This is a genomic window from Pseudoruminococcus massiliensis (assembly GCF_900291955.1).
Taxonomy (GTDB): domain Bacteria; phylum Bacillota; class Clostridia; order Oscillospirales; family Acutalibacteraceae; genus Pseudoruminococcus; species Pseudoruminococcus massiliensis.
The window spans coordinates 16,074-41,857 of record NZ_OLMR01000003.1 but is presented as its reverse complement, the minus strand read 5'-3'; the positions used below and the strand labels follow the sequence as shown (position 1 = coordinate 41,857).

Genomic DNA, 25,784 nt, shown 5'->3' with positions numbered 1-25,784 from the left:
GGCCGTAATAAAGAAGCCGGGTAAACAGTTCCGCATCGGAAACCGTTACCCGACTTGTGCGTTTTTTGAGTCTTTCTCGCTTTCCACATTCCGCTTGGTGCCCTTATAGAGAGCTTCCGTAATGGCGGTTTTGTATCCGGCAAGATCGAGCGGCGTGGTCAGAAGCTCCACCACATCCTCCGTGAGCAGCTCCTTGGGATGCTCTTTATCCTTGAGGTTGTGGACAAGAATACTCTGATTCGCCAGAAGCGTGATAAGCCACACAATCTCTCCGATGGCCATTTCAAAGTTCTCGGACTTCATCAGCTTCTCGCCGAGGTTTTCCAGTCCGCCGTAGCGACCGGCGATCACCTTGGTAGCCTTGGTGGTAAGCAGGAGTGTGTATTCCTCGTCACCGATGGTGATGACTGCGGTTCTTTCGTTATCCATTGTGCGTTACCTCCGTTAACCCTGTTTTTCGGGTGCCGTGGTATAGGTCGGCTCATAGACTTCCTTATACCAGTTCGTGATAGTCGCAGCGGTCACATCGCCCTCCAGTGCCTCCGCTTTCCACGGGTGCTTGCCGCCTGCGTCTGCCTTGTTGCGGCGCAGAATGGTGCCTTCAATGGTCGGCGTAGAGAAAGTAATGCTGTCGCCCTTGGTGGCAAGGTTCGTCGCCGGAATACCGAATTTCACTCGGTACAGCCAGTAATACTTGTACTTGCCGTTGGACTTCTTGGCGCGGAAGCCCACCGCCACAGGGTCGCCGCCGTCCTCAGATGCGGAAATCAGCACCTTGTTTTTGTCGATGGTTGCACCCGTGAGGTCGGATGCCGCCGTAGAGCCGATATCGTCAATGCCGAGGGAGAGTGTGCCGGACTTGAATTCCTTCACAATCTCCGAAGCACCGTCGTCGGCGTAGAGCGTAGCTTCAGCCAATTCCACCGAAAGGTCGGCGGAGATGGCTTTCGCAAGCTGGGACGGCGTACCGTAGGTTTCCTCACCGGCATCGTTCTCGGTGATTTTTGCGTAATACAGTCTGTCAAGACCGATGGTAGCCATAACTTATTCCTCCAAAACGTAGATTTGCGCCACGTCAATGGCGTAGTGATGGTAGCCGGTCTCGGTCTCAAAGCCGATGTACCGGCGGTCGGTAATATAAAAATCTGCACCCAGCAAGGCACGGACGAGTGCATTTTTCAGTTTGGTGTAGCTGCCCTTTGTGAAGAGGGACAGCCGTGCCTCCTGCGTTTCGCAGCCTGGGGCGTTGTCGGCGTGAAGCTCGAAGTTGTCCGACAGCGGCGTGATGACCAGATAGGTGTCCGGTGCTTTGCCGGAGAACACACCCGTTTCCACTGGAACACCGCAATGCTCGGCGATGGTTTGCAAATCGGATAGCAGGCTCACAGCTTTTCCACCTCCTCATCCAGTGCCTTGGTCATGGCATCGATGCATTCCTGCCGGGATGCCGTTTTCGCAGGCTTCAGAAACGGCTTTGCAGGCTGACCGTGCTTGCCGTATTCGATGATGTTGGCCAGCTTGGCATTGCTGCTGCCGTCCGAGCGGGGTTCTGCGAAACCGACCTTGATGTCGTGGTTGCCGTCCCGGTTCAGCTTGGAGGGAGAAAGGCCGAGTGAGCCTTCCAGTTCGCCCGTGGCGCGGGATTTGAACTTTGTCCCTCTGCCGATAACGGAGGAAAGATTGCTCTTGACTCTCTTTAGCACGACCTCGCCGCCTGCCTGCAGGACGGTATCTGCCACACCGTCAAAGTTGCTGCCGAGCTTGGAGATCTTCAGCAGGAAATCCTCTGGCATTTTCATTTCAGCTTTTGCCAATGGTGGGTTCACTCCTTTTCGTTAAAACCTCGATGTACATCCCACGACCCTTTACATTTTCAACAGAGATGATATTAAATCGCTCTCCGTCACAAATGAGAAAATGATCGGTAGTGACCGTCAGCCCAGGAATACACCGAAAGCGGAACAGGTCGGTCGCTTCACTGAACGAAGCGAGGTTTGCCCAACGCTGAGAGCCGTGCCGACCTTCCCGGTACACACGGACGGAAGCGAGGACTTCATCCTCGGAATGGGTGAAGCCCTCGCTGTCCTTGACTTGGCGGGTTTCCACGATGTCGGCAAAGCCGTTCATCTTTCCGAAACTCATACCTGCCACCGCCTATCCAAGCGTAGCAGCAGATTGACCGTGTTCCACACCTGCTGTGCCGCGCCGGTGTTATCCGCAAAGAAGCCGCCCGTGCTGCCGTCCCGGCTTTCGTAGAAGTGGGACGACAGCATGATGACGGCTTGCTCTGTGGTGGGAGGCATGGGGTTCTCCGTGTAATAGCCCTCCGGGATGTGCTGGTAGCTTTCGGCGTAAGAAACAGCGGCGGTGATGTAGCTTTTCAGCAAGGCATCATCCGCCGTGTGTTCCAGTATGAGGTTGGCTTTCACTTTGGAAAGAAGCTCGTCCATCACCGCCGCCTCCTTCCTTATTCGGTTTTCAACTTGAGGATCTGAACGGCTTCGGGGAGAATAAGTTTGCCGTCCACACGCTCTTTAGCCACGAAACCGATCATACCGTTGCCCGCGAACAGCTCGTTGAGCTGCTTGAAGGAACGGGTGCCGCGGTCGCCGATGTTGTAGTAGCTGTAATCGCCGAAAGCGATAGCATTCTCCGGAGCATACGCAGAGGTGTGAACCGTGTAGCCGAGAATGCGGTCCGGTTCGCCTGCCTGATAGGAAGGCTGCCAGATATACGCACCGTTGTTGTCCTTCAGCTTGCGGATCTGCGCGATAGTCTTGTCGTTCATGATGAAAGAGGCAGACTTGCGGTAGGGACGCTTCAGCGCATGGATGAGGGTGATGAGGTCATCGCTCTTGAGTGCCGCAGTAAGCGTTTCTGCCACATGACCGCCGCCGGTCTCCGCAAACAGACCGAGGGGCTGACCGACACCGGTACCGTTGAGGAATGCGTCCTCCTCGGCATTGGCAAGTGCCTTGCCGAACTCGGTGAGAATGTAATCCTCCAGCTTGAACGCATTGTCGTAGAGCAGTTCCTCGGTCACCTTGATGGCAACATGGAGCTTGTGCGCGTCCAGAAGGATCTGTGCAAAGGTTGCGTCACCGAAAGAGAGTGCACCGCCTTCCTCAATCCACGCAGCGGCAGGCGCAGTCGCTGCAATGTTGATTTTATGCTCACCGGATGTGGTGATGGTGTGACCGAGCTTTCGCATGATGTTTTCCTCGGAAAGCGTCTGAATGAGGCGGGAATCATACTCCTCGGGTACGAGGTAGCCGCCGTCAGCGTCAACACCCTCGCGAAGGACATCGCTCACCTGGTGGAAGTTGCTGCGAAGGGCGGTAAGCATTCCGGTGCGGTAGGCATCGGAAGCACGGCCGGTCTTGGGCTTCTCGTCAGCGGTGGACTTGCCGTTCATGGGCTTCTCAGTAATGGGAGAAGAAGTGGGCTTATTCAGCTGTGCTTCCATTGCGGACATGGCTTCCATGCGCTCAATTTCGGCACCGTAGTCCTGCACCTTCTCTTCCATCTGAGCATAGGTCTTGGCATCCTCTTCGGAAAGAAGGCCGTCCTTGTCGCGCTTGGTTTCCACAAATGCCTTTGCAGCGTTCCAAGCCTTGTTGCGCTTTTCACGCAGTTCGTTGATAGTCATATTGAATTACCTCCAGTTTTTAATGAGATTGAGCCGCTCCATAAGGTCATCGGCTTTTTGTGTACGGTTGGATTTCGGGGTGATGGCGCATTTTGCGGCGATCTTCTCCATGAGAGAGTTCACCACATTCGCCTTGGAATACAGCATGGAAACGGCAGGCGTGGGTACCTCTTCGGATTCCGAGTTTCTCTGCATGATTTCGTCCGCAAAGCCGAGTTCCACAGCCTTGTTTGCGTCCATCCAAGTTTCGGCATCCATGAGGTGCGAGAGCTTGACACGGGACAGCCCCGTCTTGATCTCATAGGCATTGATGATGGAATCCTTAACGCTTGAGAGCATCTCGATAGCTTTCTGCATCTCGTCCGAATTGCCGAATGCCGCTGTCATGGGGTTGTGGATCATAAGCATGGACACCGGGGACACCAGCACCTTCGTGCCTGCCATAGCGATGACGGATGCTGCGGATGCCGCAATGCCATCGATTTTCACGGTCACATCACCCTTGTAGTCCATGAGCATATTGTAGATTTGCGCTGCAGCCACGCAGTCGCCGCCGGGAGAGTTGATCCACACGGTAATATTTCCGCTGCCGGACATGAGCTCGTCCTTGAAAAGCTGCGGGGTGACATCATCGTCAAACCAGCTTTCCTCGGCGATGGTCCCGTTCAGGAACAGGGTTCTTTCCTGTATCTGTTCCTGCGTCTCCTGATTGGTCACCGTTCGGGTCTTCCAATTCCAGAATTTCTTCATCGGATTTTTCCTCCTTTCCGTCATCGGTAGGTGTATTTGCAAAAGCCCCGGCATTTTTCAGCGGGAGCATATTGCCGTTAATGAGGTACAAATCGCCGCCATCCTCTGCCGGGATACGGTCGAGGTTTTCCAACTCTCGGATGTCGTTGGCGGACATCCAGCCGTTCTGCCGCCCGATGGCGTACCCGTTCATGCGGCTTTGGTAATCGCCGCGAAGCAAGCCTTCCAGATTGAACTTCACGAAATACACGGCTTTTTCGTCCCGCGAAAGGAGTGATCGCTGAATGGACTGCTCCCAGCGGATGACCCAGGGGTCAAGGGTGTATTTCACGAACTCCAGGGACTGCTGCTCAATATTAGAAAAGCTCGACTTTTCCAGGTCGCCCACCATGTGGGGCGGGACTCGGAAAATTCGAGCGATCTCATTGATTTGAAATTTTCGTGTTTCGAGGAACTGCGCCTGCTCCGGCGAGATACCGATGGGCGTGTATTTCATGCCTTCCTCCAGCACAGCGATTTTGTTCGCATTGCCGCTGCCGCCGAAGGTAGACTGCCAGCTCTCCCGCACACGCTGCGGGTCTTTGATGGTGCCGGGGTGTTCCAGCACGCCACCCGGTGCGGCACCGTTGGCGAAGAATTTCGCGCCATACTCCTCACAGGCAATCGCCATGCCAATGGCATTCTTCGCCATTGCAATGGGACTATAGCCCACCAGACCGTCAAAACCCAAGCCGGGGATATGCAGCACATCCGAGGGCTGAAGCGTTACGGCGAACTCCTTGTTCTTGATAGCCTCGTCTGTGCCACGGTAATAGGTGTAGTACAGCCGACCGTTTTCGTCTCTGTCCACCGACATCTTGTTCGGCATCAAAGGGTACAGGGCAACGATCTCGTTCTTTCCGTTTCGGATGATCTGCGCATAGGCATTACCCCAGAGGAGCAGATGTGTCATGAGTGTTTCCCGGAACACGAAAGAACTCATCTCCGGGTTCGGCTCATCGTGGAGCAAGCGGTAGAGCGGATGGTCGAGCGCCATTGCCTTGCCGCCGCTGTCCGTGTATTTGTATAGGTGCAGCGGCAGCCCCGCGACAGCCTCCGATAGAATTCGAACGCAGGAATACACGGCGGTCATCTGCATGGCGGAGCGTTCCGTCACCGCTTTACCGGAAGTAGTACCGCCGAAGAAAAAGGCGTAGTTGCTGCCCGTCGTGCGGTTTTGAGGCTTGTCCCTGGATTTGAACAGCCCTGAAAAGATACCCATAGTAAAACTCCCTTCATATAAACAAAATGCCTCGGTTATCATAAACCGAAGCACCATTATCGTTGCCGCAGCGGATAGCGCGGTCAAGTGCCATAATCGTTGCCACAGCCGCAGCGGATAGCGCGGTCAAGTGCCATAATCGTTGCCACAGCACCATCGATTTTCTCTGTGGATTTTTCCTTGTCCGGCTTGATGTTGCCTGCCGGGTCGGTGCGGATGAAGATGTTGTCCATCATCCAGCGGAGAACCGGATGCCCGCCGTGGGCAATGCGCTGTTCCAGCACCAGTTTCATCAGTTCCTTAGTGGGCGGGGACATATCCTTGAAGCCCTGTCCGAAAGGAACGACCGTGAAGCCCATGCCCTCAAGATTCTGCACCATCTGCACAGCGCCCCAACGGTCGAAGGCAATTTCTCGAATATTAAAACGCTCACCCAGGCTTTCGATGAATTTCTCGATGTAGCCATAGTGAACGACATTGCCTTCCGTGGTCTGTAAAAAGCCCTGCCGCTCCCACACATCGTATGGCACATGGTCACGCCGGACTCGGAGGTCGAGGTTGTCCTCCGGTATCCAGAAGTACGGAAGGATGATGTATTTGTCGTTCTCATCTTCCGGCGGGAACACCAGAACGAATGCTGTAATATCCGTTGTGGAGGACAAGTCCAGACCGCCGTAGCAGACGCGACCTTCCAGATCATCCTCGCAGACAGCGAACTCGCATTTGTCCCACTTGTCCATCGGCATCCAGCGTACCGCCTGTTTGACCCATTGGTTGAGTCTCAGCTGTCGGAAGGAGTTCTCCTCGCCGGGGTTCTGCTTGGCAGATTCGCAGGCATCCTTTACCTTGTCGATGCCCACCGTGATGCCGAGGGACGGATTGGCTTTCTTCCAAACCATCGGGTCCGTCCAATCATCCGATTCCTCCGCACCGTAGATAACGGGATAGAAGGTGTGGTCGATCTTTCGACCCTCGATGATGTCCTTTGCTTTCTGGTGAATCTCATAGCAGATGGACTTCGTATCATTGCCGGCCGTGGTAATGAGGAAATATAGCGGCTGCATTCGGGCATCGCCGGAGCCTTTGGTCATGACATCAAAGAGTTTGCGGTTGGGCTGGGTGTGCAGCTCGTCGAATACCACACCGTGTGTATTGAAGCCGTGTTTGTTGCCGACATCGGCGGAGAGCACCTGGTAGATACTACCCGTTGGCTGATAAATGAGCCGCTTCTGGGAATCCAGTATCTTGACCCGCTTGGAGAGCGCAGGACACATCCGCACCATGTCAGCCGCCACATTGAAAACGATGGATGCTTGCTGACGGTCGGCGGCACAGCCGTAGACCTCGGCGCGTTCCTCTCCGTCACCGCAGGTGAGCAGAAGCGCCACGGCAGCGGCAAGTTCCGATTTGCCTTGCTTCTTGGGGATCTCGATGTAGGCGGTGTTGAACTGCCGATAGCCGTTGGGCTTGAGGACACCGAAAATGTCCCGGATAATCTGCTCCTGCCAGTCAATCAGCTCAAAGGGCTTTCTCGCCCAGGTGCCCTTGGTATGGCAGAGGCTCTCGATGAACATCACGGCATAATCCGCTGCGTCCACATCGTAGCGGGAGGTTTTCTCCATGAACCTTGTCGGCTTGTAGTTTTTCAGCTTTCGCAATTTCTCACCCCCTCCGGCAGAGCAATAAAAATAGCCGCCACCGAAATCGGTGCGACCTTCCGTACAACGAGCAGCAGCCCCTTTCGGAGCCGTTGCTTTGAAATTTCGGTTTTTTACCAGTTCTCGCTGTGGAGCAGAAGCTCCAGCGCAAGCTGCGTGTTCTCATCGGTGGGCTCAATGTCCCAGCCTCTGTCGTAGTTGCAGACAATGTATCCGTCCCGCTTGAACATTAGCTTGGAAATGCGTCCGCCGTCGATGCCCCACTCAGAACCTTTGTCGTACTGCTTCATCCAGTAGTGAAAAACCTCGCCGTTTACCTTGATGCTGCTTTCTTTCCACATAACCGTGTACCTCCGTTTGTTTTGTTGTGACTGTATATTACCGTCAATTAGAGGATATATCCAGTCATTTCGGAGATATAAACTACACGATCTTTGGGGCGGGAAACTGTGTATCTTACAGATTTTACATCTCGCCGGTCAGAATGAAACGCACATATTCTGAGCGATGCTCCTCCAGAAAAATTACCAACTCATAGAACTGCATTTCATGGGCAATACGCAGAACGACATGGATGTCAAACATATTCGTTCTGCCCGTTGCGCGGACGGCAAAAATCTGCTGACGGATTTTCTCAGTCATGGTCGCACCTCCGGCAGATATCCTCGCCGTAGGCAACGCTTAAGCCACAGCCGTTATCCCAAGCGACCATGATGGAGCCGATGTCGTCCACACCCAGTACAGTGCCCTTTGTGCCGATGGGCGGCGCCTGGGGATCGTCCATCTTCACGAGCTCGACCCGTGTGCCCTTCGGAAACCGCCCACGGAGGGCTTGTAAGGCTTCTTTTGAGATCATTCGCATGGTTCAGCCTCCTTTGACTGGCCGCTCCTAAAAGCGGAACTGCCTGTCAGGTTGCGGAGCAGGATTTTTCTTGCCTCTTTGTACTCAGCGCCGATGAAGCCCAGCCGCAGCAGAAAGCAGCGGAATGCGTACTTCTCATTGTCGGTGGGCTTTTCGGTGGCAGAAACTCGCTTTTGCGTCCGTGCCAGTTCGCACAGCTTGCAGATGAAGGTATCGTAGGCTTTCAGTTCCTCCGGAGTAGGTGTTGCTGGGAACCAAGGGAAGGAAACCTTCGTGTCCGTGATTTCCAGTGGCAGGTCAGCGACTCCGAGGGCTTTCTTGATAAGACCACCCTTGGCGGCAATGAGTGCCTTGAGGTTTTCCAGATTGCTGTCGGTGAACAGACTCCTCGGCATGGAAATGCAGACGGCGCAAGGCTCGTCCCCGTCATCAGTGTGGCTCTGGTCGATGTCAAAGCCCTCATCGTAGATGTGCTGCAGCAGGCGTTCAATGACCTCACTGTCGGTACGGTCATCAAAGGAAAGGCTGCCGTTTCGGTCGATGGTGAAGTAATCCACCTCATAGTTGAATGTGGGTGCGCCACAGTACTTTGCGGGGACACCGAGCCAGTCGGAGATGGTCTGCACCAGCCGCTTGCGCTCTGCGCCATGTGCATGGATTGTAATCGTCATGTTCGTGACCTCCTTGTTTTATGGTAGTCACATATTACCGTCAGGCTGGGCACTTATCCAGCTATATCTGCACATTTCCTGTATAGATTATATCGGCGCATTATCGCCGCCGGACTGTGCATACCACACGGTCCCGCACAGAACGAACCATACGCACGGGAGTGCCACGCCGTTGCCCCACATCTTATATTCCGCACTGTCGGAATACGGATCTTTCAGCCACTTTGCGACCTGCTTGTCGGATTTCATTTTGCAGCCGGTCACTTCGGAATAGGTCTTGAATACCTTGTGCCAAAAGTACATTTCCTCATCGGACGGTTTTTCCGTACCGAGGTCGGCACACCAGTTGTCTGGGAAGCCTTGGAGTCTGGCGCACTCGGTGGGTGTCAAACGGCGGACGGTGTATCCGCTTTGGATAGCGCCTGGTCCTTTTGCCACCAGTGTCGGCTGAAGCTCCTTTTCAAAGGTCGGAGCGAACTTGGCGTTCTGCCCCTGGTTGAAGGTGTCTCTGCCGATGCCGTAGCAAACGGCGGTGGGGTCTTTGTAGTCACGGGCAAGGACGGTAGGAGCCTTATCTTCGGAAACCTGGGTGAAGCTGCCCGTGGTCATGGCATAAACGGCATGGCGGTCAACGGTATTTAAGGTAAAGCTGACATCCTCGTTGATGCCGTCGCCCTGGGGACCGTTCTTGTCCTCACGGCCGATCATGGAGCCTTGCAGCACATAGGTCTGCTGTTTCGTCCCTGCGTTGGCGCACACCACAGCGGAGCGGTCGCCCAGGTCACGAACTTCATCCCGCTGATTTTGCGTGAAAGCAACCACGGCGATGCCGCCCTGATTGCAGGAGGGGTTGCCGCCGTTGCCGTCCAGCGTCCGTGCGGTTTCGGCTTCGTAGATGCCGCTGTGGGGATTATCCGACTTCATGGCATTGGAGTCCTTGGAGGAGATCCCGAAGGGCTGAAGGACGCAGGTGAAGTTGTCCTTGTCCGGCATACGCTGATTTCCTCCGGCATTCTGCTTGGTGAGGGTCGGAGAAACCTGTCCGCCGTCCCAGCCGCAAGGCTCGAACAGCGTCTGGTCGTTGTTGCAGGACAAGGTGGCGGACTTGTTTTCCTGGATGAGCGGTCCCTTGCCGCCACCTTCACAGCCGGAGCGGATCTTCATCACAAGCGGCACATTGTTGCCACCTGTACCCATGCGGGAAGTCAGCGTCTGCACATTGCCGTCCTCGGAAAGTTTGACCCTACTGTCGGTTGGATGGTTTTCCAGTGCCACCGCCGCAGGAACAACGCCTGCACGGAGCGTGGGTGAACACTCTTCCTCATAGCCGATGGTGCGGCTCTTGGCAGAATGCTCGGTGCAAAATCCTGCCGACTCCATCACGCAGGGCGGATGCCCGTGATTTTCTGCTCGGAGCGTTGCCGCAACATCCTCGGAAACTTCCATGCGGCTGCCGCCCTGGTCATTCAAAACAATGCCGTTACGACCGGTACTCATTCCGCAGTTTACGCCGAGGGTGGCGGAAGTGTCGTCCGTCAGATTGCCGTTGTATCCATCGAAGCCTGTCGCTCCAGCGCAAGGCGTAGAACTTCCGGCAGCTCTTTGCCACGAGCGGAAGCCCTCCGCAGAATACCCAGACAGGCCTTCTGACTCAAATAATATTTTTCCGGCACTTCCGCCTGCAAGATCTGCGACAAGGTAGATGCGGCGTCTTCGCTGGGGAACTCCCCAGTATTGTGCGTCAAGAGTTCGGTACGCAACGCTCCATCCATCTCCCATGTATAGGTCGGCGTAGGGCCATCGTGCCTTTTCAGGCATAGGTACCTCGGCATTCGGCTCGGCGATGCCGATGACCGCTTCGAGGACGGCTTTGAAGTCCTCGCCCTTGTTCGAGGAGAAGGCGCCGGGGACATTCTCCCAGCAGATCCATTTTGGATATTTGCCATCTGTGGCATACCTCATTTCTTTGATAATACGGACGGCTTCATAAAAAAGACTGGAACGGGAACCGTCCAGACCGTCTCTTCGGCCTGCCACGCTCATGTCCTGGCATGGGCTGCCGAAAGTGATAATGTCCACGGGTTCGATTCTGCCGCCGTCCATAGCGGAGATGTTCCCGTAGTGCTTCATAAAAGGCAGACGCTTGGTGGTCACCCGAATGGGAAACGGCTCGATCTCCGAAGCCCACACGGGAGTGATACCGGCAAGCAGTCCGCCCAAAGGAAAGCCCCCGGAGCCGTCAAACAGGCTTCCGAGGGTCAAAGGCTTTTCAGTTTTCATCTGGATGCCTCCAATCGTTCTCTCAGCGCAGTGTAGAACGCTCTGCTTCGGATAGACTTTCCGGCAGCCGTCCACTCGCGCTCCAGCAAAAAACGAACCTCCAAATTCTCCACGCTGTAGTCGGCACGGAAGTTTCGCCAGGTTCGTTTATCCCATGTTTTCAGTTGCTCCCAAAGCCCTGGAAAGTGCTGATGCAGCTCCCGCAGCTCCGTCAACGATTGCAGCGGACAGCACCAGCAGGACACGCGCTTGAAATGCTCATACAGGCCATCCCAATCATATCCACGCTCATAGCAATACCGCAGGCAGTCGCGCTCCGTCCAGCCCCAATCTACCAACGGGTGTCGGTGGTTGGGATTCTGATTGTTCGCTCGTTCCAGGCGATATTGCTCATCGGCGGCAATGCCGACATATTCAATGACCTTATACTGTTTCCGCAGTTCCCTCAGAAAACGCTCTCGCGGCATCGCCTTGAGCCGTGTGGTACACCACCGCTGCCGAGGGCCAGGCCATCCGTAGCCATTCAATTGCACTCCGTATTGCCGGACGACAGGCGAATCTGCACTACGCCGTACCGGAACATCAAACATGAGTTCCTCATAGGTATGCTCGGCTCTGACGCTGGTAATTCTCCGACCTATGTCCTTTTCAACCTTTGCGATATGATCATACATAGCAGGAAATTCAAGCCCTGTATCACAGAAAAGAATGCAGTCAATTTTCATGTCGCGCTCCAGCATCCCAAGAAGCATGGCGGTTGAGTCCTTGCCGCCGGAAAAGGAAACAAGGTGATATTGCTCTTTCACGCTCACACCTCCGGTGCGGTATTTGCCACCTCAGTGAAGGGCAGTACTTTCCCATCCCGCAGAACGCTGACCTTTTCATCCGAGCCGACCTGCTCGATGTACCGTTTTACGATGACGTCGCAGAACTTCTCATCCAGTTCGATGGTATAGCAGATGCGGTCGGTCTGCTCACAGGCAATGAGCGTAGAACCGGAGCCGCCGAAGGGGTCGAGCACCACGGAGTTTGCCATAGAGCTGTTCTGAATGGGATAGGCCAGAAGCGGGATCGGCTTCATGGTAGGATGGTCGCCGTTTTTCTTGGGCTTGTCGAACTCCCAGATGGTGGACTCTTTGCGCCCTGTGTACCACTGGTGCTTGCCTTTCTTCTTCCAGCCGTAGAGGCACGGCTCGTGCTGCCACTGATACGGAGAGCGTCCCAGTACCAGCGACTGCTTCTTCCAGATACAGCAGCCGGAGAGGTAGAACCCTGCGGCATCAAACGCCTTTCGGAAGTTCAGCCCCTCGGTGTCGGCGTGGAACACATAGATGGAGGCATCGTCCGCCATGACCTTCTCCATATTGGAAAAGGCATCGAAGAGGAAGTCGAAAAACTTCTCCGATGCCATGTTGTCGTTCTTGATTTTCCCGGCGCTGCCCTCGTAGTTCACATTGTAGGGCGGGTCGGTGATGACGAGGTTTGCTTTGCGGCCGTCCATGAGAGCGGTGTAGGTTTCCCCCTTGGTACTGTCGCCGCAGATAAGCTGATGCCGCCCCAGCGTCCAGATGTCGCCGGGCTTCGTGAAGGTAGGCTTTTGCAGCTCGGCATCCACATCGAAATCGTCCTCTTTGGCTTCGATTCCATCGTCAAACAGCTTTGACAGCTCTTTTTCGTCAAAACCTGTGAGGAGCGGGTCGAAGTCTGCCGCCTGCAAGGACTCAATCTCCACACGCAGAAGTTCTTCATCCCAGCCTGCGTCCATTGCCATGCGGTTGTCGGCGATGATGTAGGCCTTCTTTTGGACTTCCGTAAGGTGGTCGGCAAAGACGCACGGCACCTCAGAAATGCCTTCCTCCTTGGCGGCAAGAATACGACCGTGACCGGCAATAACGCCATAGTCACGGTCGATAATAACGGGATTGATGAAGCCAAACTCACGCAGTGAGGAGCGGAGCTTGTTGATCTGCTCCGGGCTGTGTGTCCGGGCATTGTTGACATACGGTACCAGCTTCGTGATGGGGACAAGCTGCATTTCGGTTGTTGTTTTCATCGGGCCAGCCCCCATTCCGCAAACTTCTCAAAGCCACCGACCGAACGGATATAGTTTCGGGCAATCTCCACGATTTTCTCATACGGTCTGCCGTCTACGGTGTCATCACCAATGGCACAGCAGAGCGTTACGGGCTTGCCGGTTTCCTGGGCTTTGAGGAAAGCGTAGATGTTGACGGACACATCCGCCTTGGACAGATCCTTGCCGTGCAGACCACCTCCTGTCACGGAGTCGGCCATATCCGAGCCGAGTTTGCGGTTGGTAGCGCCGGTGTCCACATCGGTGCCGCCCGTCCAGTCACCGAGCGGGTTGATCTCCGCATTGGGGTACAGGTTTCGGAGCGCATCCGAGGACGCATTGCTCTGACAGAGAATGAGACGGTCGCCGTCCAGAATATATTTCCCGTCATAGGGATACACGGAGAAAATGTCCCGTGCGATCTGCGAGAGCTTTTTCTGCTCCTCGGTCATGGGCATTCCCTTGAAAATGCCGTTATCTCCGCAGCGGACGCCGTTTGCCTGGTTGTCGGCGAGGTGACCGTCCTGCGGCACTTCTACATAGTCCACGGCGAGATTTCCGGCAATGCGGTGGACGGCGGCGGTGACATCTGCCTTGTCCAGCATGACGGAAGTTTCCGCAATGATGTGGCAAACGCCATGGCCGATGAGGACTTCCACGGCAATGCGGGGATCGTTTTCTTTTCTGTATGCCAGGTCAACGAGCGCACCGGCAATTCTGTCCGCCACCTTGTCCGGGTGGCACGGATTTACTTTTTCAAACATGATGGGTACCTTCCTATTGAAATTTTTCGTAATCCTGTTATAATTGAAATGGGTCGATGTCTACTCCTTCCCGATCCACCAGACCAAGGGTCCGCAAGGACAGCAGCAAACGAGAAAGAACGTACCAAAGGAAGGAGAGTGCATATGAGTAACTTTTTAACGGAAATCACGGAACTGTTTCGCTACGCAAAAACCTATAAACTTTCAACCGTAACCTTGAAAACGCCAATCATTGATTTCTCGTTTGCTCCTTCGACTATTCCGCAGCCTTCTTAATGAGGGCTGCTTTTTTTACCCCTTTCTCGCACGAAGCAGGCGCTCCATAAGGTCATCCTGCGGCGTAGACTCGCCGTATTCCGTGCTGCAGTTTTCTTTCACGATCTGGAATATCTCATTCCAGAGCCGAACCGCCTGGTTCATGTAGTTGATGCCGATGTTGATAAACGGGGACGGAATCGGCTTTCCCGTGGTGGGGTGCTTGGAGAGGAAGCCCATACGGTTGGTCATTTCCTCGCACTGCACCCAACGGGCGGAACACATGGCGTAGCGCTCCAAAAGCTGCGGCGACACCTTTGCGGCGCAGCCGATACCTTTGAGCCATTGCCAGGTTTACGTGTAGATCTCCTGTGCCTGCAGGACGCTGCCGTCGCGCTGCTCGGCGGAAAGAAAATCATGGGGCTTCGGCATAGCAACACCCTCGACTTCGGGAATATCCAGCACTTCAAGTTTTCTGCCGCCGGGATTCCCGTTTTCGGCTTTCTCCTTGACTGCGGTTTTTTTCCTTCCCGCACCGGGTCTTGCACCACCGCGCCCGCCTGTGTTATTTGATTTTGTGGGCATCCGAGTTCACCTCCCTTAATTACCCTTTTGATTTTGCCTTTTTCGCACACGTGACCCCGGGCCGTTGCCCGACCGAAAAGGTCCCGAAGATTTTCATCCCCCTACCGGTCGCCAAGGTCGTGGTGGATCTTGGTGTGGCAGGACTGACAGAGGCTCATCAGGTTGTCCCTTGCGTGAGTGCCACCCTTGGAAACAGGCAGGATGTGGTGAACTTCCTGTACCGGGGTCAGCCGACCTTCCTTGAGGCACATCTCACAGAGGGGATGCTCCGCCGCATAGCGGTCGCGGATGCGTTTCCACGCTCTGCCGTACTTTTTATTGATGTCTGCGCTGCGCTCGTATTTATCGTATTTGCGGCGTTCCTCTGTGCGGTGCTGCTCACAGAACTGTCCGTCACAGAGGTTCGAACAGCCGGGGTGAGAACACGGTCGCAGCGGTTTCTTCGGCATCGTTTCACCTCCTTGGGCATAGGAAAAGCCCCACGGGATTGCTCCCATGAGGCTGTCCTTGATTCTTTTTCGCTATTATAATGATACTACATTTAGGGCGGGAACTCTACGGAACTATCGTGTACACTTTTTGCTTTCAGAATATCGGCCACCACATCCAAGGCGCGGTCGTGCAGTTTCTGTATCCATTTCCCGCTGTAGTGCATATCCACAGCAATCTGCTCCCAGGTGTGGAAACACAGATATCGCTTCTCCAAAAGAATCTGATATTCGGTATTGTCTACAGACTTTATAACCTCTACAATCTCACGCTTCAGATCCACGAGCCGGTCGATGTCCCTGTTGATTTCTTCCTGCAGGTCAATGATCTTGCATACGGCATCTGCCATTGTGGAGCCTCCGTGGTTAGGATTTCTCGGCATACCTGTCAGCGTGGCGGTGCATTTGGTGGCAAGTTCATTCAGTGATGCGACCTGGGCGATTTTTGCGTCAATGCGCTGGTCAAGGTGGTGCGCCTGCGAGAGATACTCTTTTGCTGTCATGCCGCTACCTCCTTATGCACCATACGGCGAACACCCGTCATAAGATATTCTCCGTCCAGGTCGGTAAGCGTTCCATACCAGCCGGAACGGAAGAAACGCTCCAATGCATTCACCTCGGCTGCGAAATCCTCGTTATCCGGGAAGCGGTAATGCTGCTTGAGTGCTTTTTTGTAGTCTTTTACGGCCAGTTCTACAATGGCGTTGGCTAATGCCTGATAGGGGTTCATATTCGTACCTCCGATGTTTTAAGATCCTCGGATTGGCACGGATTGTCGTTATTTGTCGAACTGTTGTCTCAGATTCTCAGATTTGCCTTGACTGCAGCTATCAAGGCCGACTGTGTTTTATCTTTGGCTTTCAGCGCACACAGAATCTGCTCATCAATGGTGTCATCCGCTACAATGTGCTGCACCACCACGGTTTTGGAGGTCTGACCTTGCCGCCACAGACGGGCTATTGTCTGCTGATACAGTTCCAAACTCCATGTCAGCCCGAACCAGACGATGGTGCTGCCGCCGCTTTGGAGATTCAGCCCATGTCCGGCAGAGGCGGGGTGGATAAGCGCCACGGGGATCTCGCCGTTGTTCCACCTTCGGATGCTGTCGGAAGTATCAAGGCGGGAAAACGGAATGTGCCGCTCATGAAGCCGCTTCATAATCCGCTCCAAATCATGCTTGAACCAGTACGCCACCAGAAGAGGTTTGCCGTTGGCAGCTTCGATGATGTCCTCCAGTGCATCCAGCTTGCGGTCATGGATAAGGACTGTATTTCCGGCATTGTCATAAATTGCGCCGTTCGCCATCTGGGACAGCTTGCCGGAAAGCGCAGCGGCGTTTGCGGCACTGATCTCTCCGTCGGGCAGGCCCAGTATGAACTGCTTTTTCATTTCCTCATAGGCATCCCACTCGTCCTGACTTAGATACACCCGGTATTCGCTGGAGATCAGCTTCGGCATTGTCAAGTGGTCGGTTGATTTCATGGAAATCGTGATGTCCGATATTTTGCGGTATATTTCCTGCTCCGCTCCCGGCTTGGGGCGATAGCTGTAAACGATCTGACCGTTCATGGCGTCCGGCACGAAATATTCCTGCCTGTAATGCGTGATGAATCTGCCGAGGCGTTTACCGAGATCGATAATCTTGAACTCCGCCCACAAATCCATTAGGCCGTTGGAAACGGGAGTGCCGGTCAGTCCGATAACTCGCTTGATTTTGGGTCGCATCTGCATCAGAGCCTTGAACCGCTTGGACTGGTGATTTTTAAAGGAAGAAAGCTCATCAATGACCACCATATCGAAGTGAAAGGGCATCCCGCTCTTTTCTATGAGCCACTGTACATTCTCCCGATTGATGATGTAGATATCGGCCTTGCGCAGGAGCGCCGCTTTGCGTTCTGCTTCACTGCCGACCACCACCGAATAATTAAGGCTGTGGAGATGATCCCACTTTTGCAGCTCCGCACTCCAGGTATCACGAGCCACTCGCAGCGGCGCAATCACCAGCACCCGGTGTACCTCAAAGCTGTCGAACAGCAGGTCGCCTATGGCAGTGAGGGTGATGCTTGTTTTGCCAAGACCCATATCAAGCAGCACTGCGGCGAAGGGATGCGTCTTGATGTAGTTGATGGCATATTTCTGGTATTCATGCGGTTCGTATTTCATCCACTATCCCTCCAATCTGCTCCGGGTCATCAAGGACATACACCTTGAAGCCCAGCCGCCGCAGCAGTCCGTGTCTGGCAGCCTGCAGCGGTCGCGGTTTCTTTCCCGGCGCCTTGACCTCCACAAAGCCGAATTTGCCTTCCGGCATCAGCACCATACGGTCTGGCATTCCGTCAAAGCCGGGGCTGACCAGTTTCGGTGCGATGCCGCCAGCGTTTTTTACGGCTTTTATCAATTTCTGTTCTATCGTTTTCTCTCTCATAAGTGATCCTCCATCAGGAATTAGGTGGGTGGTGACAGTCGATGACAGTTATTTCAGTAACTTCTCTTAGGACTTGTTTTTTAAGGCTATAGGAGAAGTTCCTGTAGAGAGTGTCATCGACCGTCACCCTATGCTCAATTCAGGAAATCCGACTTAAGCTGCAGGCCGAAAAGCATCCGTGCGGATTTGCTTCGTTTCCTTTCAAAACCGGCGCATTCCAGCGCAGTGTAGAAATCTGTCGTACTGCGAACATAGTCACCCACCTGCGCACAATAACTGCGGTATGCGTTGTAGACATCGCCGGATTTCGCGGAGAAAGCGTCGCCAACCTCGCAGCATTCGTCCAGAAACTGCGAGAGCCAGTCGTTGTTGTCCTTGTATTTTTTGATGGCTTCCTCCACCACGGCAGGCTTGACGATATGATAGTCGTTGTCGATCACACGCTTTGCACCGACCATGATCCATTTCAGGATTGCGCCGCCGGCCTTATCGAACAGGAAATCGGCATAATTCTTGACGTCAGATTTCCCTTCAATCCTGGCATTGAAAGGGATCACGATCAGCCGCCGCCAGGTACCGGCGTCGATTGCGCCGACCTTCGGCAGATGGTTGGTATAGAGCACCAGCGTGTGGCTTGGCACGTAGCTGAAGGGGTCTTTGTACTTCTTTTCGGCGTAGATTTCGTCCGTAGAGCACAGCTGCTTCACGTTGGAAGTGCTCAGCCGCATACCTTCCTCCAGTTCTGCTGCGATAATCAGCCGCTTGCCCTTGGCTTCAGCCAGTTCCGGCTTCACATTTCGCTTGCAACCCACGGTCAGCGTATCAGCGGACATATTTCCGCTGTAGGAGCCAAGCACACGGGAGAGTGTGTTCCAGAAGGTGGATTTACCGTTTCGACCTTCGCCGTAAGCAATAATCAAGGCTTCGACACACACTTTTCCGATGGCGGACAAGCCTGCAATCTCCTGCACATAGCGAATCAGATCCGCATCGCCGCAGAAGAGTGTTTCCAAGGCGTCCTGCCAGATATCCATGCCTTCATCGGCCGGGTCAACGGTGGTTTGCTTGGTGATGAAATCCGTCGCTGTATGTTCCCGTGCGGATACAAGCCCCAGACGGAGGTCATAAGTAGAGGTCGGGGTATTCAGCAGAAACTCATCCGAATCCAACTGCCGCTGGTCGATCTCCAGCATGGGGTGCGACTCTTTTAATGCAGCGGAGATGTATTTGGAGTCACGGCGCTTGATGGCGTAGTTGCGGTAGGTCGTGGCATTCTCGTATTTCTGAAAAGACCGCGCCTGTTCCGAATTAAAAGCCGCGGTTGCTTTCTTGGGACCCATCGATGCCAGCAGTTCCCAAGCACCGTTTTTCATCATCTCAGCGGTGGTTTTTCTGATTTCGGTCTCTGCCTCCTCAAGCTGGCGGGTCGTCAGCTCCTGCGCTACGGCCTGTGCCTTGGGCTTTGACTCTTCCCAGAAGCCGCCGTTGTACACGAGAAAATCGGTAGATGGCGTATAGCGGAGCTTTGCCTCGTATTCCCTGGAAAGCACGGTGGCCTGTCCCACATCGGAATAGTCGGTCGGCTTCAACTTAAGCTCCTGGTTGTACTGCTCCGGCGGAATGTAGCTGTCCTGCGCGGAAATCTTTCCGTAAAATCGTTGTGCGCTGCGCCAGATGCTGTCCAGTTCCGCCTGCTCCAAGGGCGGCTGACAGCAGGCGGCGACCTCCGTGAAATGATTGTGCGCTTCCTCGGTATTTCCGAAGCGTTTCAGAATGCGCCCAGCATAGTGCGACATGGTGGCGTTACGGCTTCCTTCGGGAATAATGATGCTGCCGTAGCTGCCGGAGTCCATATTTGCGTCGAAATCATCATCGGCCAGAAATGTCGTCAGCGTCATCGGTCCGTCAAAGATGTCGACCTGCGGAGCTTTCGTGCCGAAGAAGAATCTGGCGGCATCAAGTGCTTTGGTGTCAAAATACGGAAAGAGGGTGTTGACCAGCTTTTTCAAATCGCTGTACTGCGCCGCATCCGTCAGTCGGCCAATGGGAAACAGCACATGGAATTTAGGTCGCGCTTCCTTGCCGTTTTTCACCTTCATATGGTTGCGGCTGTAGTGAACCGCAAAGGCCACACCGGGAAATGCGGCGGCAACATCGGAGGGATAGACCCAGTCCTCCGGATCGTCGCTGTGGTCGTTGTCGCAGTCGACCGGGAGACAATCCACTCCGAGGAAATTGTCGTTGTTGCGGTAGTTGCCTCTGTATTCGGCACAGACATAGTCATAAGACACAGCCTGCAGCAGCGTGTTTTTATCGGACACCTCGACCTTATGCGGGTAGATGCAATTCTCCGGCATTCCCAAGCGGTCGGCGCGGTACAGTGTAAATTTCATCGTGATACCTCCTTGCAGGTCTCGCTGAAATATCGAATCCGATAGCCCTTCCATGTGGCTCTTTTGATTTCTGCCTCCATACCTTCGGAGATGTGTTCACCGAAAACCCACATTTCCGCACATTTACTGAGAATTGCGTTGCCGAAGAACAGCCCAAGCTCACGTTCCTTTGTCTTGTTGTCGTCAAGGAACTGCGGAAAGAGCAGATGCGGTGCAATGGGAATGTATCCGGCTTCCACCGCAAAGCGGCTGTAGCGTCTTGCGGCGGCGGTGTTGTTTTCGACATCTCCGACATACGGACTGCAGATATACACGATGGGTCTGAATGCACGGAGTGCCTTTTCTTCTTTTTCAATGGCACAGAAAGCACCGTAAGCCGTAGGGTCGGCATAGCCTTCTGCGTTTCTAAAATCAGCCATGACAGGCTCCTCCAATCTATAGTTTTCACTACCCACTGGAGCGTTCCGTGGGCAGTGGTCCGGTTTTAGTCCTTTTTGTAGAACATGGTTTCATATCCGTCAGCGCGGAGTTTCAGCCCGGCAGCCCACGGCGGGGTGCGTCCCATTTGTTCGCAGACGGCGTTAAGGTCAACCTCCGGTGCGGCTTCTATCACCAGTTCGTCGTGAATGTGCATGGTGATTAAGCAGTGGGACAGTGTCTGCATGGCATAGCAGAGGATATCGCGGGAGGTGGCTTGGACGATATTTTCAACCAGCTTCGGACCGTAGGTCTCCAGCCGCTCCCATTTCTTCGTGCCGCCGATGCCCTCGTAGGTGATGCATTCGCCGCCGAATTGGTTAGTGCCGAGTTTAGGCTTCACATAGGAAAGTCTCCTGCCGGACGGAAGCGTGATAAAAAGCATCCCGCTCCGATAGGCGAACTCGATGCCACAGACCTCACCATCCAGATGCTGCTTTACGGCATTCATAGCGGCGCGGTCGATGTCCCACCAGAATTTCACGATATTCTGGTTCGAATTTCGCCACGCAGTGACCAGCGGCTGCAGTTCATCTTCGGACAGACCCATCTCCAGGGCACCCATTGCTTTGAGTGCGCCGACAGAGCCGCCGTAGCCAAGGGCGAGTTCAGCGATTTTGCCTTTTTGCCGCAGGTGTCCGTTTACGCCGTGCTTTTCCACCGGAACTTTGAACATCTGTGACGCAGACGCACAGTAGATGTCGCCGCCTTTTTCAAAAACCTCCTGACGCCAGTTTTCTCCCGCAAACCATGCCAGCACTCTGGCTTCAATGGCGGAAAAGTCTGCAACGATAAACTTGCAGCCGCTTTTCGGCACAAATGCGGTGCGGATCAGCTGCGACAATGTATCCGGCACATCTTCGTACAATAGCTGTACGGCGTCAAAGTCGCCGGAGCGGACAAGACTGCGAGCCTCGGCCAGATCAGGAAGATGGTTCTGCGGCAGATTTTGCATTTGAATAATGCGTCCTGCCCAGCGACCGGTCCTGTTGGCTCCGTAGAACTGAAACATTCCACGGGCACGGCCGTCTGCGCATACGGCTTTCTCCATCGCCTGGTATTTACGGACGGAGGATTTCGCAAGCTGCTGCCGGAGAAGGAGAACCTTTTGCAGCTCTTTCGGTGCAGTTTTGAGCATTTCCGCAACTTCCTTCTTGCCGAGTGAAGCGACCACCAAGCCATTATCCGAAAGCCACTGCTTCATCTGCTGTACCGAGTTGGGGTTATCCAAAGCGGTCAGCTTCTTCATGGCATCGGTTAGCTCTTTGCGGGAACGGGTGTCCATGGCAATTGCCTGATGCACCAGCTCCATATCCAGTGCAACACCTCTGTCGTTGATTTCCTGGTCAAGGTGATACTGGTTCCACACAGCTTTCGGCACAGGGAACTTGGCGAGTTTTTCCTGGATGGACATTTCGACCTCAACATCACGGACGTTATATCGCTTGAAGGCAGACCATTTGTCCAGCGCGTTTTCCGGCAGATTGCGGGTCCGACCGCCGTTGGCCTTCGTCGGCGCACAGGGCTGACAGAAATACTTGATGAGTTCTTTGCCTTCGGTCAGCTTTTGCTTCCCAAGCCCCAGAACGGCACCGACGCCCTCCAGTGAAAGCGGAAGCCCCATATATGCAGACCAGATCATGGTGCATTTCCAGGAGGCAGGGTCGAGATAATTTCCCACGGTATCCTCCGGGATGCTGTAGCCGGTATTATCAAAGTTGCCGTTTTTTCGAAGCCAGCGTGAGAGGCATATCCGCTCGAACTGCGCATTAAATGCCCACTTTGTGACAGAGGTATCCGTCAGGGCGGCGATGATCTCTGATGGGATCGTCTCACCGCAGGCAAGATCGACCACCTGCACGGGACCGCCGTCAACGGAATATCCGAAGAGAAGGATGTCAAAATCCGACGCTTCGGTGTATTTGTAGACGCCACACTTGGCAAGGTCAACGCTGCTGTATGTTTCAATATCGATACTGAGTGTTTTCATATACACGAATCCTTTCCATAGCCCGAATGGGCGGCAGGAACATTCCCACCGCCCACGGGATCGGAGATTACTCTTTGTTGAGTTCTTTCATACGAGCTTCGTGATACTTCACCTCACGAAGGGCGTGTTCCTTCTCAAGCTGCCAACGTTCTTCCTCCCATTCCGCATTGTGCTTATCGCGCTTACGGTCATCGACGGCGTCTATGATGGATCTGACGATCCAAAACACTGCCAGGAGCAGATACAGGGACAGAAGCAGAATGCAGAGAATCGTGGTAATACTCATGCTGCGCACCTCCTCAAGACAGGAAATCTTCGTCCACATCAGTGGCGAAATCGGATGCTGCGCTGGACTTGCCGCCGAGAGGCTCACCGTCACGGATCTTCTGAAGGTTGTTCAGCCCGCAGGCGACACCCTTGTTGCCATTGCTGTTGAAGGAGTAGAAGTTGATGCTGGCACGACCGTACACGCCGGAGTAAACCTCGGAGCGGGTCAAGATCGGGTTGCAGTCGGCGTCCACGATACCGGGAGCGGTGGCGGAGTTGGCGTTGATAAAATAGCTGTTGGCATAAGCGGGATCATCCGGGCGCTCGGTGTCCCCGTCGCGGAGGGGCGTTTTAATGGCAGTCAAAGGCGGAACGGAGCGACCGTTGCCCTTGAGCTTCGCCTGACCTTCTTCATAGGCTGCCTGGATAGCTGCCTTGATCTTCTGGACGGTCACGGTGTCAGACTTCGGAATGATGAGGCTGACGCTGAACTTCGGCGTGCCGCCGTTGATGGATTTTGCTTCCCAGACGTTGGCGTAGGACCAGCGGGTATCTTTGCCGGTAATGACCTTCATGGGGTTTACGAGCTTAGTGGTAGAATTCGACATATCAGTTGTCCTCCTTAAAATCATCGATAATGGTTGTCATTGCCGGTCTTTTATCGCTTTCCGGCACAAGCGTGGGTTTGCCTTGCGGCTTGGTAATCAAATCGCCAAGAATAGCATTGAATTGCTTCTTTCCGAGCATCGCGGTCATAGCGGTAATGCCGAGAACTTTGTGTTCGTAAGGGTCGAACCCTGCGGCGGTCACGGCGGAGATGACGGCGTGTTCGTCTGTGTACTTTCGGTTGGAGCGTCCCTCGACCAGCTTGTAGCCGGGCCACTGTTTTCCGCTGATGGCCGCCTGCAGCGCATAGTCCTTGATATCGGCCGCCCAGGTGGTCAGCCCGTCGATTTGACCGAGGATATCTTCGACCTCCTCATCTGTGAGCAGAGGCGGCTGCCGAAACTCATATCGGGCAAGTTCCATGTTGGCTTTGGCTCTCTCGCGGCAATCCGCTTTTGCCTTGCAGAACTGGCACCATTCGCCGCAGTGATATTCACCGCTGCCTTGGAAGGCCAGCTCTGCGGTCGGCGTCAAAACCTTGTCCGCCCATTCGCAAAGCTCCTGCTTTGGAATGGTAAAGGTGCTGACATTGGAGCGCCTGGGCTGATAGATGGTCATACTGACGGTGTCGATGTCGTAGATGCAGTCGAACAGCTCCAGAGCACCGAGAGCGTACAGCTTCATCTGCGGATTATCGTCGGCTTCCACCAAGACTCCACGCCCATGCTTGTAATCCACAATATGTAGCGTCCCGTCTGAGATGATGACGCAGTCACCGGTGCCGAAGCCTTCTTTTACATATCTGGAGTAGTCGAGCCGCTGCTCAATCAGCACGACAGGGTCGGTGCAGACCTTCTTGGCTTCTGCGACGAGTTCCATTACAAAAGCGACATAGCCGTTGGCGCAGTCCTCCATTTCGGTGCTGTACCAGGTTAGGCTTTCGGTCGGGTCCGCTGCCGCCATACCGAGTGCTTTTCGCAGCTTATACTCGCAGAGTGCGTGGGCATCGGTGCCCTCGGCGGCAAAATCGCTGCCCCTATCGTCGTAGCTTTCGCAGAGCCTTGCCGAAGGCGGGCAATTGAGCCACCTGTGGGAGGAGGATGCGGAAAGCAGAGCATGATTACCCATTGCCCAGCACCTCCGCATCCGCCACAAGCCCCCCGTACCGGGTGGGGTCTACCTCGGAAAGCTTGGTTGCTCCATACTTCTGAAGAAGGTCACGAATCTGAGCGGTGAAGCCATCTCTTGCCTTTTCTGCCAGAATTGCTCTGACTTCTTCAAGCGAATATGTCTTTGCCGGGGCGGGTGCAGCCTCCGTGTCGTCAGTGCTGCCGAACACATCGGTCAGCCAGTTGGCGATGTCGTTAATAGAAGATGCAATATCCCTTAATTCTCGGATGGTCGCTTCCATTTCGCTCATTTTGCTCAACGTGGTTTCCTCCTTCCTCTGATTGACTTGTCTGGTTCAGCTGAATCAGCTTTTTTGCCAGACGCTTTGACACTACGCTGATTGCCGTAAGCACACCGATCAGTTCCTCATCGCTCACGGGCTTGGTGTTTGCGGACTCGTTCATTGGCGGTTCCTCCTTTCCGAGGTGCTGAGTTGTCTTGCTGTCCTCAGTACCCACTGGAGGGAAGCTGTCGAAGCGGTCCGCATTTTGCCGAAAAAAGATTTATCCCTTCGACCGCAATTTCGCAGCCGAAGGGATGATGGAAGATATTAGATGTAATAGCCTTTGAGTCTGTCCTGGAGCACCGCACGGATTTTTGCCCAGTGCCGCTTAAAAGTGGAACGCGCCATACCCATGATTTCTGCAGCTTCGCGCTCCGAATGGTGCATCATCAGCGCGCAGATGCGCTTGCCCTCCGGGTCAAGACGGTCGAGTTCGTCATAGAGTGCTTTGAGCAGTTCTTCGTCCATTAGAATGGAATCCGCAGTCGGCGCATCGTCCGCCAGCGTGTCGCCGAGGGTCAGATCGTCATCCTCGCCGCCTATGGCCGTGTCAAGAGACACTTTCTTTCCGGCAGCGTAGAACGGGCATCCGGGGCAAACTCCGTCGCACTTCCAGATTTGCGCCTTGGTGCAGCGGCACTCGCCGTTCTTCTGGGCATGGTAGCGAGTGTTCCAGATTGGGCGGTAGTACGCCCGGTAGACTTCTTCGCTGACTTCGATGGGCATCCCGTCAATGGGGATAAAGTAACGATTGGCTTTCTTTTGCATGATTGTTTCCTCCGTTGGTTTTCAAATTTGCGGAAACCACCGAAGAAAAAAGCTCCTGTGGGGTTTCCACAAGAGCTATCCAATCGTTTTTTAGGTCAGCTGCCATAGTTG

At 54.4% G+C, this 25,784-nt stretch carries 31 protein-coding genes and 2 pseudogenes; all 33 read right to left on the bottom strand.

The window, feature by feature from the left end:
- Nucleotides 1-45: 45 nt before the first annotated feature.
- Nucleotides 46-429 carry a hypothetical protein gene (locus tag C9914_RS05550; RefSeq protein ID WP_106763978.1) on the bottom strand — a complete coding sequence of 128 codons (384 nt, stop codon included), beginning with the start codon at nucleotides 427-429 and terminating at the stop codon, nucleotides 46-48.
- Nucleotides 430-444: 15 nt separating this feature from the next.
- Nucleotides 445-1,041, bottom strand: coding sequence for a major tail protein (locus tag C9914_RS05545; RefSeq protein WP_106763976.1), 597 nt, complete (start codon nucleotides 1,039-1,041; stop codon nucleotides 445-447).
- 3 nt (nucleotides 1,042-1,044) lie between these two features.
- Nucleotides 1,045-1,386 carry a hypothetical protein gene (locus C9914_RS05540; protein ID WP_106763974.1) on the bottom strand — a complete coding sequence of 114 codons (342 nt, stop codon included), beginning with the start codon at nucleotides 1,384-1,386 and terminating at the stop codon, nucleotides 1,045-1,047.
- Nucleotides 1,383-1,814 carry an HK97 gp10 family phage protein gene (locus tag C9914_RS05535; RefSeq protein ID WP_106763973.1) on the bottom strand — a complete coding sequence of 144 codons (432 nt, stop codon included), beginning with the start codon at nucleotides 1,812-1,814 and terminating at the stop codon, nucleotides 1,383-1,385. The genes C9914_RS05540 and C9914_RS05535 overlap by 4 nt, the downstream gene beginning before the upstream one ends.
- Complete coding sequence (locus C9914_RS05530; protein ID WP_106763971.1) at nucleotides 1,801-2,142, bottom strand: head-tail adaptor protein; 342 nt, start codon at nucleotides 2,140-2,142, stop codon at nucleotides 1,801-1,803. Before C9914_RS05530 ends, C9914_RS05535 begins: the two co-directional genes overlap by 14 nt.
- On the bottom strand, nucleotides 2,139-2,450 hold the full coding sequence (locus C9914_RS05525; protein WP_106763969.1) for a head-tail connector protein: 312 nt from the start codon (nucleotides 2,448-2,450) through the stop codon (nucleotides 2,139-2,141). Before C9914_RS05525 ends, C9914_RS05530 begins: the two co-directional genes overlap by 4 nt.
- A 17-nt stretch (nucleotides 2,451-2,467) precedes the next feature.
- Complete coding sequence (locus C9914_RS05520; protein ID WP_106763968.1) at nucleotides 2,468-3,649, bottom strand: phage major capsid protein; 1,182 nt, start codon at nucleotides 3,647-3,649, stop codon at nucleotides 2,468-2,470.
- Between the two features lie 6 nt (nucleotides 3,650-3,655).
- On the bottom strand, nucleotides 3,656-4,399 hold the full coding sequence (locus C9914_RS05515; RefSeq protein WP_158707339.1) for a head maturation protease, ClpP-related: 744 nt from the start codon (nucleotides 4,397-4,399) through the stop codon (nucleotides 3,656-3,658).
- Nucleotides 4,284-5,660 carry a phage portal protein gene (locus C9914_RS05510; protein WP_106764304.1) on the bottom strand — a complete coding sequence of 459 codons (1,377 nt, stop codon included), beginning with the start codon at nucleotides 5,658-5,660 and terminating at the stop codon, nucleotides 4,284-4,286. The genes C9914_RS05515 and C9914_RS05510 overlap by 116 nt, the downstream gene beginning before the upstream one ends.
- A gap of 13 nt (nucleotides 5,661-5,673) precedes the next feature.
- Nucleotides 5,674-7,318: pseudogene (locus C9914_RS05505) on the bottom strand (terminase large subunit).
- Between the two features lie 113 nt (nucleotides 7,319-7,431).
- Nucleotides 7,432-7,659 carry a DUF7678 domain-containing protein gene (locus C9914_RS05500; RefSeq protein WP_022127118.1) on the bottom strand — a complete coding sequence of 76 codons (228 nt, stop codon included), beginning with the start codon at nucleotides 7,657-7,659 and terminating at the stop codon, nucleotides 7,432-7,434.
- Nucleotides 7,660-7,783: 124 nt separating this feature from the next.
- Nucleotides 7,784-7,960, bottom strand: coding sequence for a DUF5049 domain-containing protein (locus C9914_RS05495; protein ID WP_022403666.1), 177 nt, complete (start codon nucleotides 7,958-7,960; stop codon nucleotides 7,784-7,786).
- Complete coding sequence (locus tag C9914_RS05490; protein ID WP_022403667.1) at nucleotides 7,953-8,180, bottom strand: DUF4314 domain-containing protein; 228 nt, start codon at nucleotides 8,178-8,180, stop codon at nucleotides 7,953-7,955. Before C9914_RS05490 ends, C9914_RS05495 begins: the two co-directional genes overlap by 8 nt.
- The gene (locus C9914_RS05485; protein WP_106763964.1) at nucleotides 8,171-8,851 is read right to left on the bottom strand and encodes a virulence protein; all 681 of its coding nucleotides are present in this window, start codon (nucleotides 8,849-8,851) and stop codon (nucleotides 8,171-8,173) included. The genes C9914_RS05490 and C9914_RS05485 overlap by 10 nt, the downstream gene beginning before the upstream one ends.
- Nucleotides 8,852-8,938: 87 nt before the next feature.
- Nucleotides 8,939-11,131: a DNA cytosine methyltransferase gene (locus C9914_RS05480; protein WP_106763963.1), complete on the bottom strand. Its 2,193-nt coding sequence runs from the start codon at nucleotides 11,129-11,131 to the stop codon at nucleotides 8,939-8,941.
- Complete coding sequence (locus tag C9914_RS05475) at nucleotides 11,128-11,937, bottom strand: phosphoadenosine phosphosulfate reductase domain-containing protein (RefSeq protein WP_242972063.1); 810 nt, start codon at nucleotides 11,935-11,937, stop codon at nucleotides 11,128-11,130. Before C9914_RS05475 ends, C9914_RS05480 begins: the two co-directional genes overlap by 4 nt.
- 2 nt (nucleotides 11,938-11,939) lie before the next feature.
- Complete coding sequence (locus C9914_RS05470; RefSeq protein WP_106763961.1) at nucleotides 11,940-13,184, bottom strand: site-specific DNA-methyltransferase; 1,245 nt, start codon at nucleotides 13,182-13,184, stop codon at nucleotides 11,940-11,942.
- Nucleotides 13,181-13,966 carry an S-adenosylmethionine synthetase N-terminal domain-containing protein gene (locus C9914_RS05465; protein ID WP_106763959.1) on the bottom strand — a complete coding sequence of 262 codons (786 nt, stop codon included), beginning with the start codon at nucleotides 13,964-13,966 and terminating at the stop codon, nucleotides 13,181-13,183. Before C9914_RS05465 ends, C9914_RS05470 begins: the two co-directional genes overlap by 4 nt.
- Nucleotides 13,967-14,257: 291 nt before the next feature.
- Nucleotides 14,258-14,806, bottom strand: a pseudogene (locus C9914_RS05460) (terminase).
- Nucleotides 14,807-14,907: 101 nt separating this feature from the next.
- Nucleotides 14,908-15,255: an HNH endonuclease gene (locus C9914_RS05455; protein ID WP_106763957.1), complete on the bottom strand. Its 348-nt coding sequence runs from the start codon at nucleotides 15,253-15,255 to the stop codon at nucleotides 14,908-14,910.
- 92 nt (nucleotides 15,256-15,347) lie between these two features.
- Nucleotides 15,348-15,797 carry a hypothetical protein gene (locus C9914_RS05450; RefSeq protein ID WP_106763955.1) on the bottom strand — a complete coding sequence of 150 codons (450 nt, stop codon included), beginning with the start codon at nucleotides 15,795-15,797 and terminating at the stop codon, nucleotides 15,348-15,350.
- Nucleotides 15,794-16,024: a hypothetical protein gene (locus tag C9914_RS05445; RefSeq protein WP_106763953.1), complete on the bottom strand. Its 231-nt coding sequence runs from the start codon at nucleotides 16,022-16,024 to the stop codon at nucleotides 15,794-15,796. Before C9914_RS05445 ends, C9914_RS05450 begins: the two co-directional genes overlap by 4 nt.
- A 68-nt stretch (nucleotides 16,025-16,092) precedes the next feature.
- Entirely contained in the window at nucleotides 16,093-17,457 is a 1,365-nt protein-coding gene (locus C9914_RS05440) for an SNF2-related protein (protein WP_106763952.1), read from the bottom strand.
- A complete protein-coding gene (locus tag C9914_RS05435; RefSeq protein WP_106763950.1) occupies nucleotides 17,438-17,719 on the bottom strand; it encodes a VRR-NUC domain-containing protein in 282 nt (93 codons plus the stop codon). The genes C9914_RS05440 and C9914_RS05435 overlap by 20 nt, the downstream gene beginning before the upstream one ends.
- 134 nt (nucleotides 17,720-17,853) lie before the next feature.
- Nucleotides 17,854-20,112: a phage/plasmid primase, P4 family gene (locus C9914_RS05430; RefSeq protein WP_106763949.1), complete on the bottom strand. Its 2,259-nt coding sequence runs from the start codon at nucleotides 20,110-20,112 to the stop codon at nucleotides 17,854-17,856.
- Nucleotides 20,109-20,531 (bottom strand): DUF7768 domain-containing protein, encoded by a 423-nt coding sequence (locus C9914_RS05425; protein ID WP_106763947.1) that lies wholly within the window; start codon nucleotides 20,529-20,531, stop codon nucleotides 20,109-20,111. The genes C9914_RS05430 and C9914_RS05425 overlap by 4 nt, the downstream gene beginning before the upstream one ends.
- A 65-nt stretch (nucleotides 20,532-20,596) precedes the next feature.
- The gene (locus C9914_RS05420; protein ID WP_106763946.1) at nucleotides 20,597-22,579 is read right to left on the bottom strand and encodes a DNA polymerase; all 1,983 of its coding nucleotides are present in this window, start codon (nucleotides 22,577-22,579) and stop codon (nucleotides 20,597-20,599) included.
- Nucleotides 22,580-22,646: 67 nt separating this feature from the next.
- On the bottom strand, nucleotides 22,647-22,865 hold the full coding sequence (locus C9914_RS05415) for a hypothetical protein (protein WP_106763944.1): 219 nt from the start codon (nucleotides 22,863-22,865) through the stop codon (nucleotides 22,647-22,649).
- 13 nt (nucleotides 22,866-22,878) lie between these two features.
- On the bottom strand, nucleotides 22,879-23,454 hold the full coding sequence (locus tag C9914_RS05410) for a DUF2815 family protein (RefSeq protein WP_106763942.1): 576 nt from the start codon (nucleotides 23,452-23,454) through the stop codon (nucleotides 22,879-22,881).
- 1 nt (nucleotide 23,455) lies between these two features.
- Nucleotides 23,456-24,580: a DUF2800 domain-containing protein gene (locus tag C9914_RS05405; protein WP_106763940.1), complete on the bottom strand. Its 1,125-nt coding sequence runs from the start codon at nucleotides 24,578-24,580 to the stop codon at nucleotides 23,456-23,458.
- On the bottom strand, nucleotides 24,573-24,872 hold the full coding sequence (locus C9914_RS05400) for a DNA ligase (protein WP_408003189.1): 300 nt from the start codon (nucleotides 24,870-24,872) through the stop codon (nucleotides 24,573-24,575). Before C9914_RS05400 ends, C9914_RS05405 begins: the two co-directional genes overlap by 8 nt.
- A complete protein-coding gene (locus tag C9914_RS05395; protein WP_106763937.1) occupies nucleotides 24,817-25,026 on the bottom strand; it encodes a hypothetical protein in 210 nt (69 codons plus the stop codon). Before C9914_RS05395 ends, C9914_RS05400 begins: the two co-directional genes overlap by 56 nt.
- A gap of 146 nt (nucleotides 25,027-25,172) precedes the next feature.
- Entirely contained in the window at nucleotides 25,173-25,673 is a 501-nt protein-coding gene (locus C9914_RS05390) for an RNA polymerase sigma factor (protein ID WP_106763935.1), read from the bottom strand.
- Between the last annotated feature and the right edge of the window lie 111 nt (nucleotides 25,674-25,784).

Bases quoted from the DNA above. Each gene is read 5' to 3' on its own strand.
- C9914_RS05550 (WP_106763978.1), bottom strand. From the start codon at position 429: ATGGATAACGAAAGAACCGCAGTCATCACCATCGGTGACGAGGAATAC.
- C9914_RS05545 (WP_106763976.1), bottom strand. From the start codon at position 1,041: ATGGCTACCATCGGTCTTGACAGACTGTATTACGCAAAAATCACCGAG.
- C9914_RS05530 (WP_106763971.1), bottom strand. From the start codon at position 2,142: ATGAGTTTCGGAAAGATGAACGGCTTTGCCGACATCGTGGAAACCCGC.
- C9914_RS05525 (WP_106763969.1), bottom strand. From the start codon at position 2,450: ATGGACGAGCTTCTTTCCAAAGTGAAAGCCAACCTCATACTGGAACAC.
- C9914_RS05520 (WP_106763968.1), bottom strand. From the start codon at position 3,649: ATGACTATCAACGAACTGCGTGAAAAGCGCAACAAGGCTTGGAACGCT.
- C9914_RS05515 (WP_158707339.1), bottom strand. From the start codon at position 4,399: ATGAAGAAATTCTGGAATTGGAAGACCCGAACGGTGACCAATCAGGAG.
- C9914_RS05510 (WP_106764304.1), bottom strand. From the start codon at position 5,660: ATGGGTATCTTTTCAGGGCTGTTCAAATCCAGGGACAAGCCTCAAAAC.
- C9914_RS05500 (WP_022127118.1), bottom strand. From the start codon at position 7,659: ATGTGGAAAGAAAGCAGCATCAAGGTAAACGGCGAGGTTTTTCACTAC.
- C9914_RS05495 (WP_022403666.1), bottom strand. From the start codon at position 7,960: ATGACTGAGAAAATCCGTCAGCAGATTTTTGCCGTCCGCGCAACGGGC.
- C9914_RS05490 (WP_022403667.1), bottom strand. From the start codon at position 8,180: ATGCGAATGATCTCAAAAGAAGCCTTACAAGCCCTCCGTGGGCGGTTT.
- C9914_RS05485 (WP_106763964.1), bottom strand. From the start codon at position 8,851: ATGACGATTACAATCCATGCACATGGCGCAGAGCGCAAGCGGCTGGTG.
- C9914_RS05480 (WP_106763963.1), bottom strand. From the start codon at position 11,131: ATGAAAACTGAAAAGCCTTTGACCCTCGGAAGCCTGTTTGACGGCTCC.
- C9914_RS05470 (WP_106763961.1), bottom strand. From the start codon at position 13,184: ATGAAAACAACAACCGAAATGCAGCTTGTCCCCATCACGAAGCTGGTA.
- C9914_RS05465 (WP_106763959.1), bottom strand. From the start codon at position 13,966: ATGTTTGAAAAAGTAAATCCGTGCCACCCGGACAAGGTGGCGGACAGA.
- C9914_RS05455 (WP_106763957.1), bottom strand. From the start codon at position 15,255: ATGCCGAAGAAACCGCTGCGACCGTGTTCTCACCCCGGCTGTTCGAAC.
- C9914_RS05450 (WP_106763955.1), bottom strand. From the start codon at position 15,797: ATGACAGCAAAAGAGTATCTCTCGCAGGCGCACCACCTTGACCAGCGC.
- C9914_RS05445 (WP_106763953.1), bottom strand. From the start codon at position 16,024: ATGAACCCCTATCAGGCATTAGCCAACGCCATTGTAGAACTGGCCGTA.
- C9914_RS05440 (WP_106763952.1), bottom strand. From the start codon at position 17,457: ATGAAATACGAACCGCATGAATACCAGAAATATGCCATCAACTACATC.
- C9914_RS05435 (WP_106763950.1), bottom strand. From the start codon at position 17,719: ATGAGAGAGAAAACGATAGAACAGAAATTGATAAAAGCCGTAAAAAAC.
- C9914_RS05430 (WP_106763949.1), bottom strand. From the start codon at position 20,112: ATGAAATTTACACTGTACCGCGCCGACCGCTTGGGAATGCCGGAGAAT.
- C9914_RS05425 (WP_106763947.1), bottom strand. From the start codon at position 20,531: ATGGCTGATTTTAGAAACGCAGAAGGCTATGCCGACCCTACGGCTTAC.
- C9914_RS05420 (WP_106763946.1), bottom strand. From the start codon at position 22,579: ATGAAAACACTCAGTATCGATATTGAAACATACAGCAGCGTTGACCTT.
- C9914_RS05415 (WP_106763944.1), bottom strand. From the start codon at position 22,865: ATGAGTATTACCACGATTCTCTGCATTCTGCTTCTGTCCCTGTATCTG.
- C9914_RS05410 (WP_106763942.1), bottom strand. From the start codon at position 23,454: ATGTCGAATTCTACCACTAAGCTCGTAAACCCCATGAAGGTCATTACC.
- C9914_RS05405 (WP_106763940.1), bottom strand. From the start codon at position 24,580: ATGGGTAATCATGCTCTGCTTTCCGCATCCTCCTCCCACAGGTGGCTC.
- C9914_RS05400 (WP_408003189.1), bottom strand. From the start codon at position 24,872: ATGAGCGAAATGGAAGCGACCATCCGAGAATTAAGGGATATTGCATCT.
- C9914_RS05395 (WP_106763937.1), bottom strand. From the start codon at position 25,026: ATGAACGAGTCCGCAAACACCAAGCCCGTGAGCGATGAGGAACTGATC.
- C9914_RS05390 (WP_106763935.1), bottom strand. From the start codon at position 25,673: ATGCAAAAGAAAGCCAATCGTTACTTTATCCCCATTGACGGGATGCCC.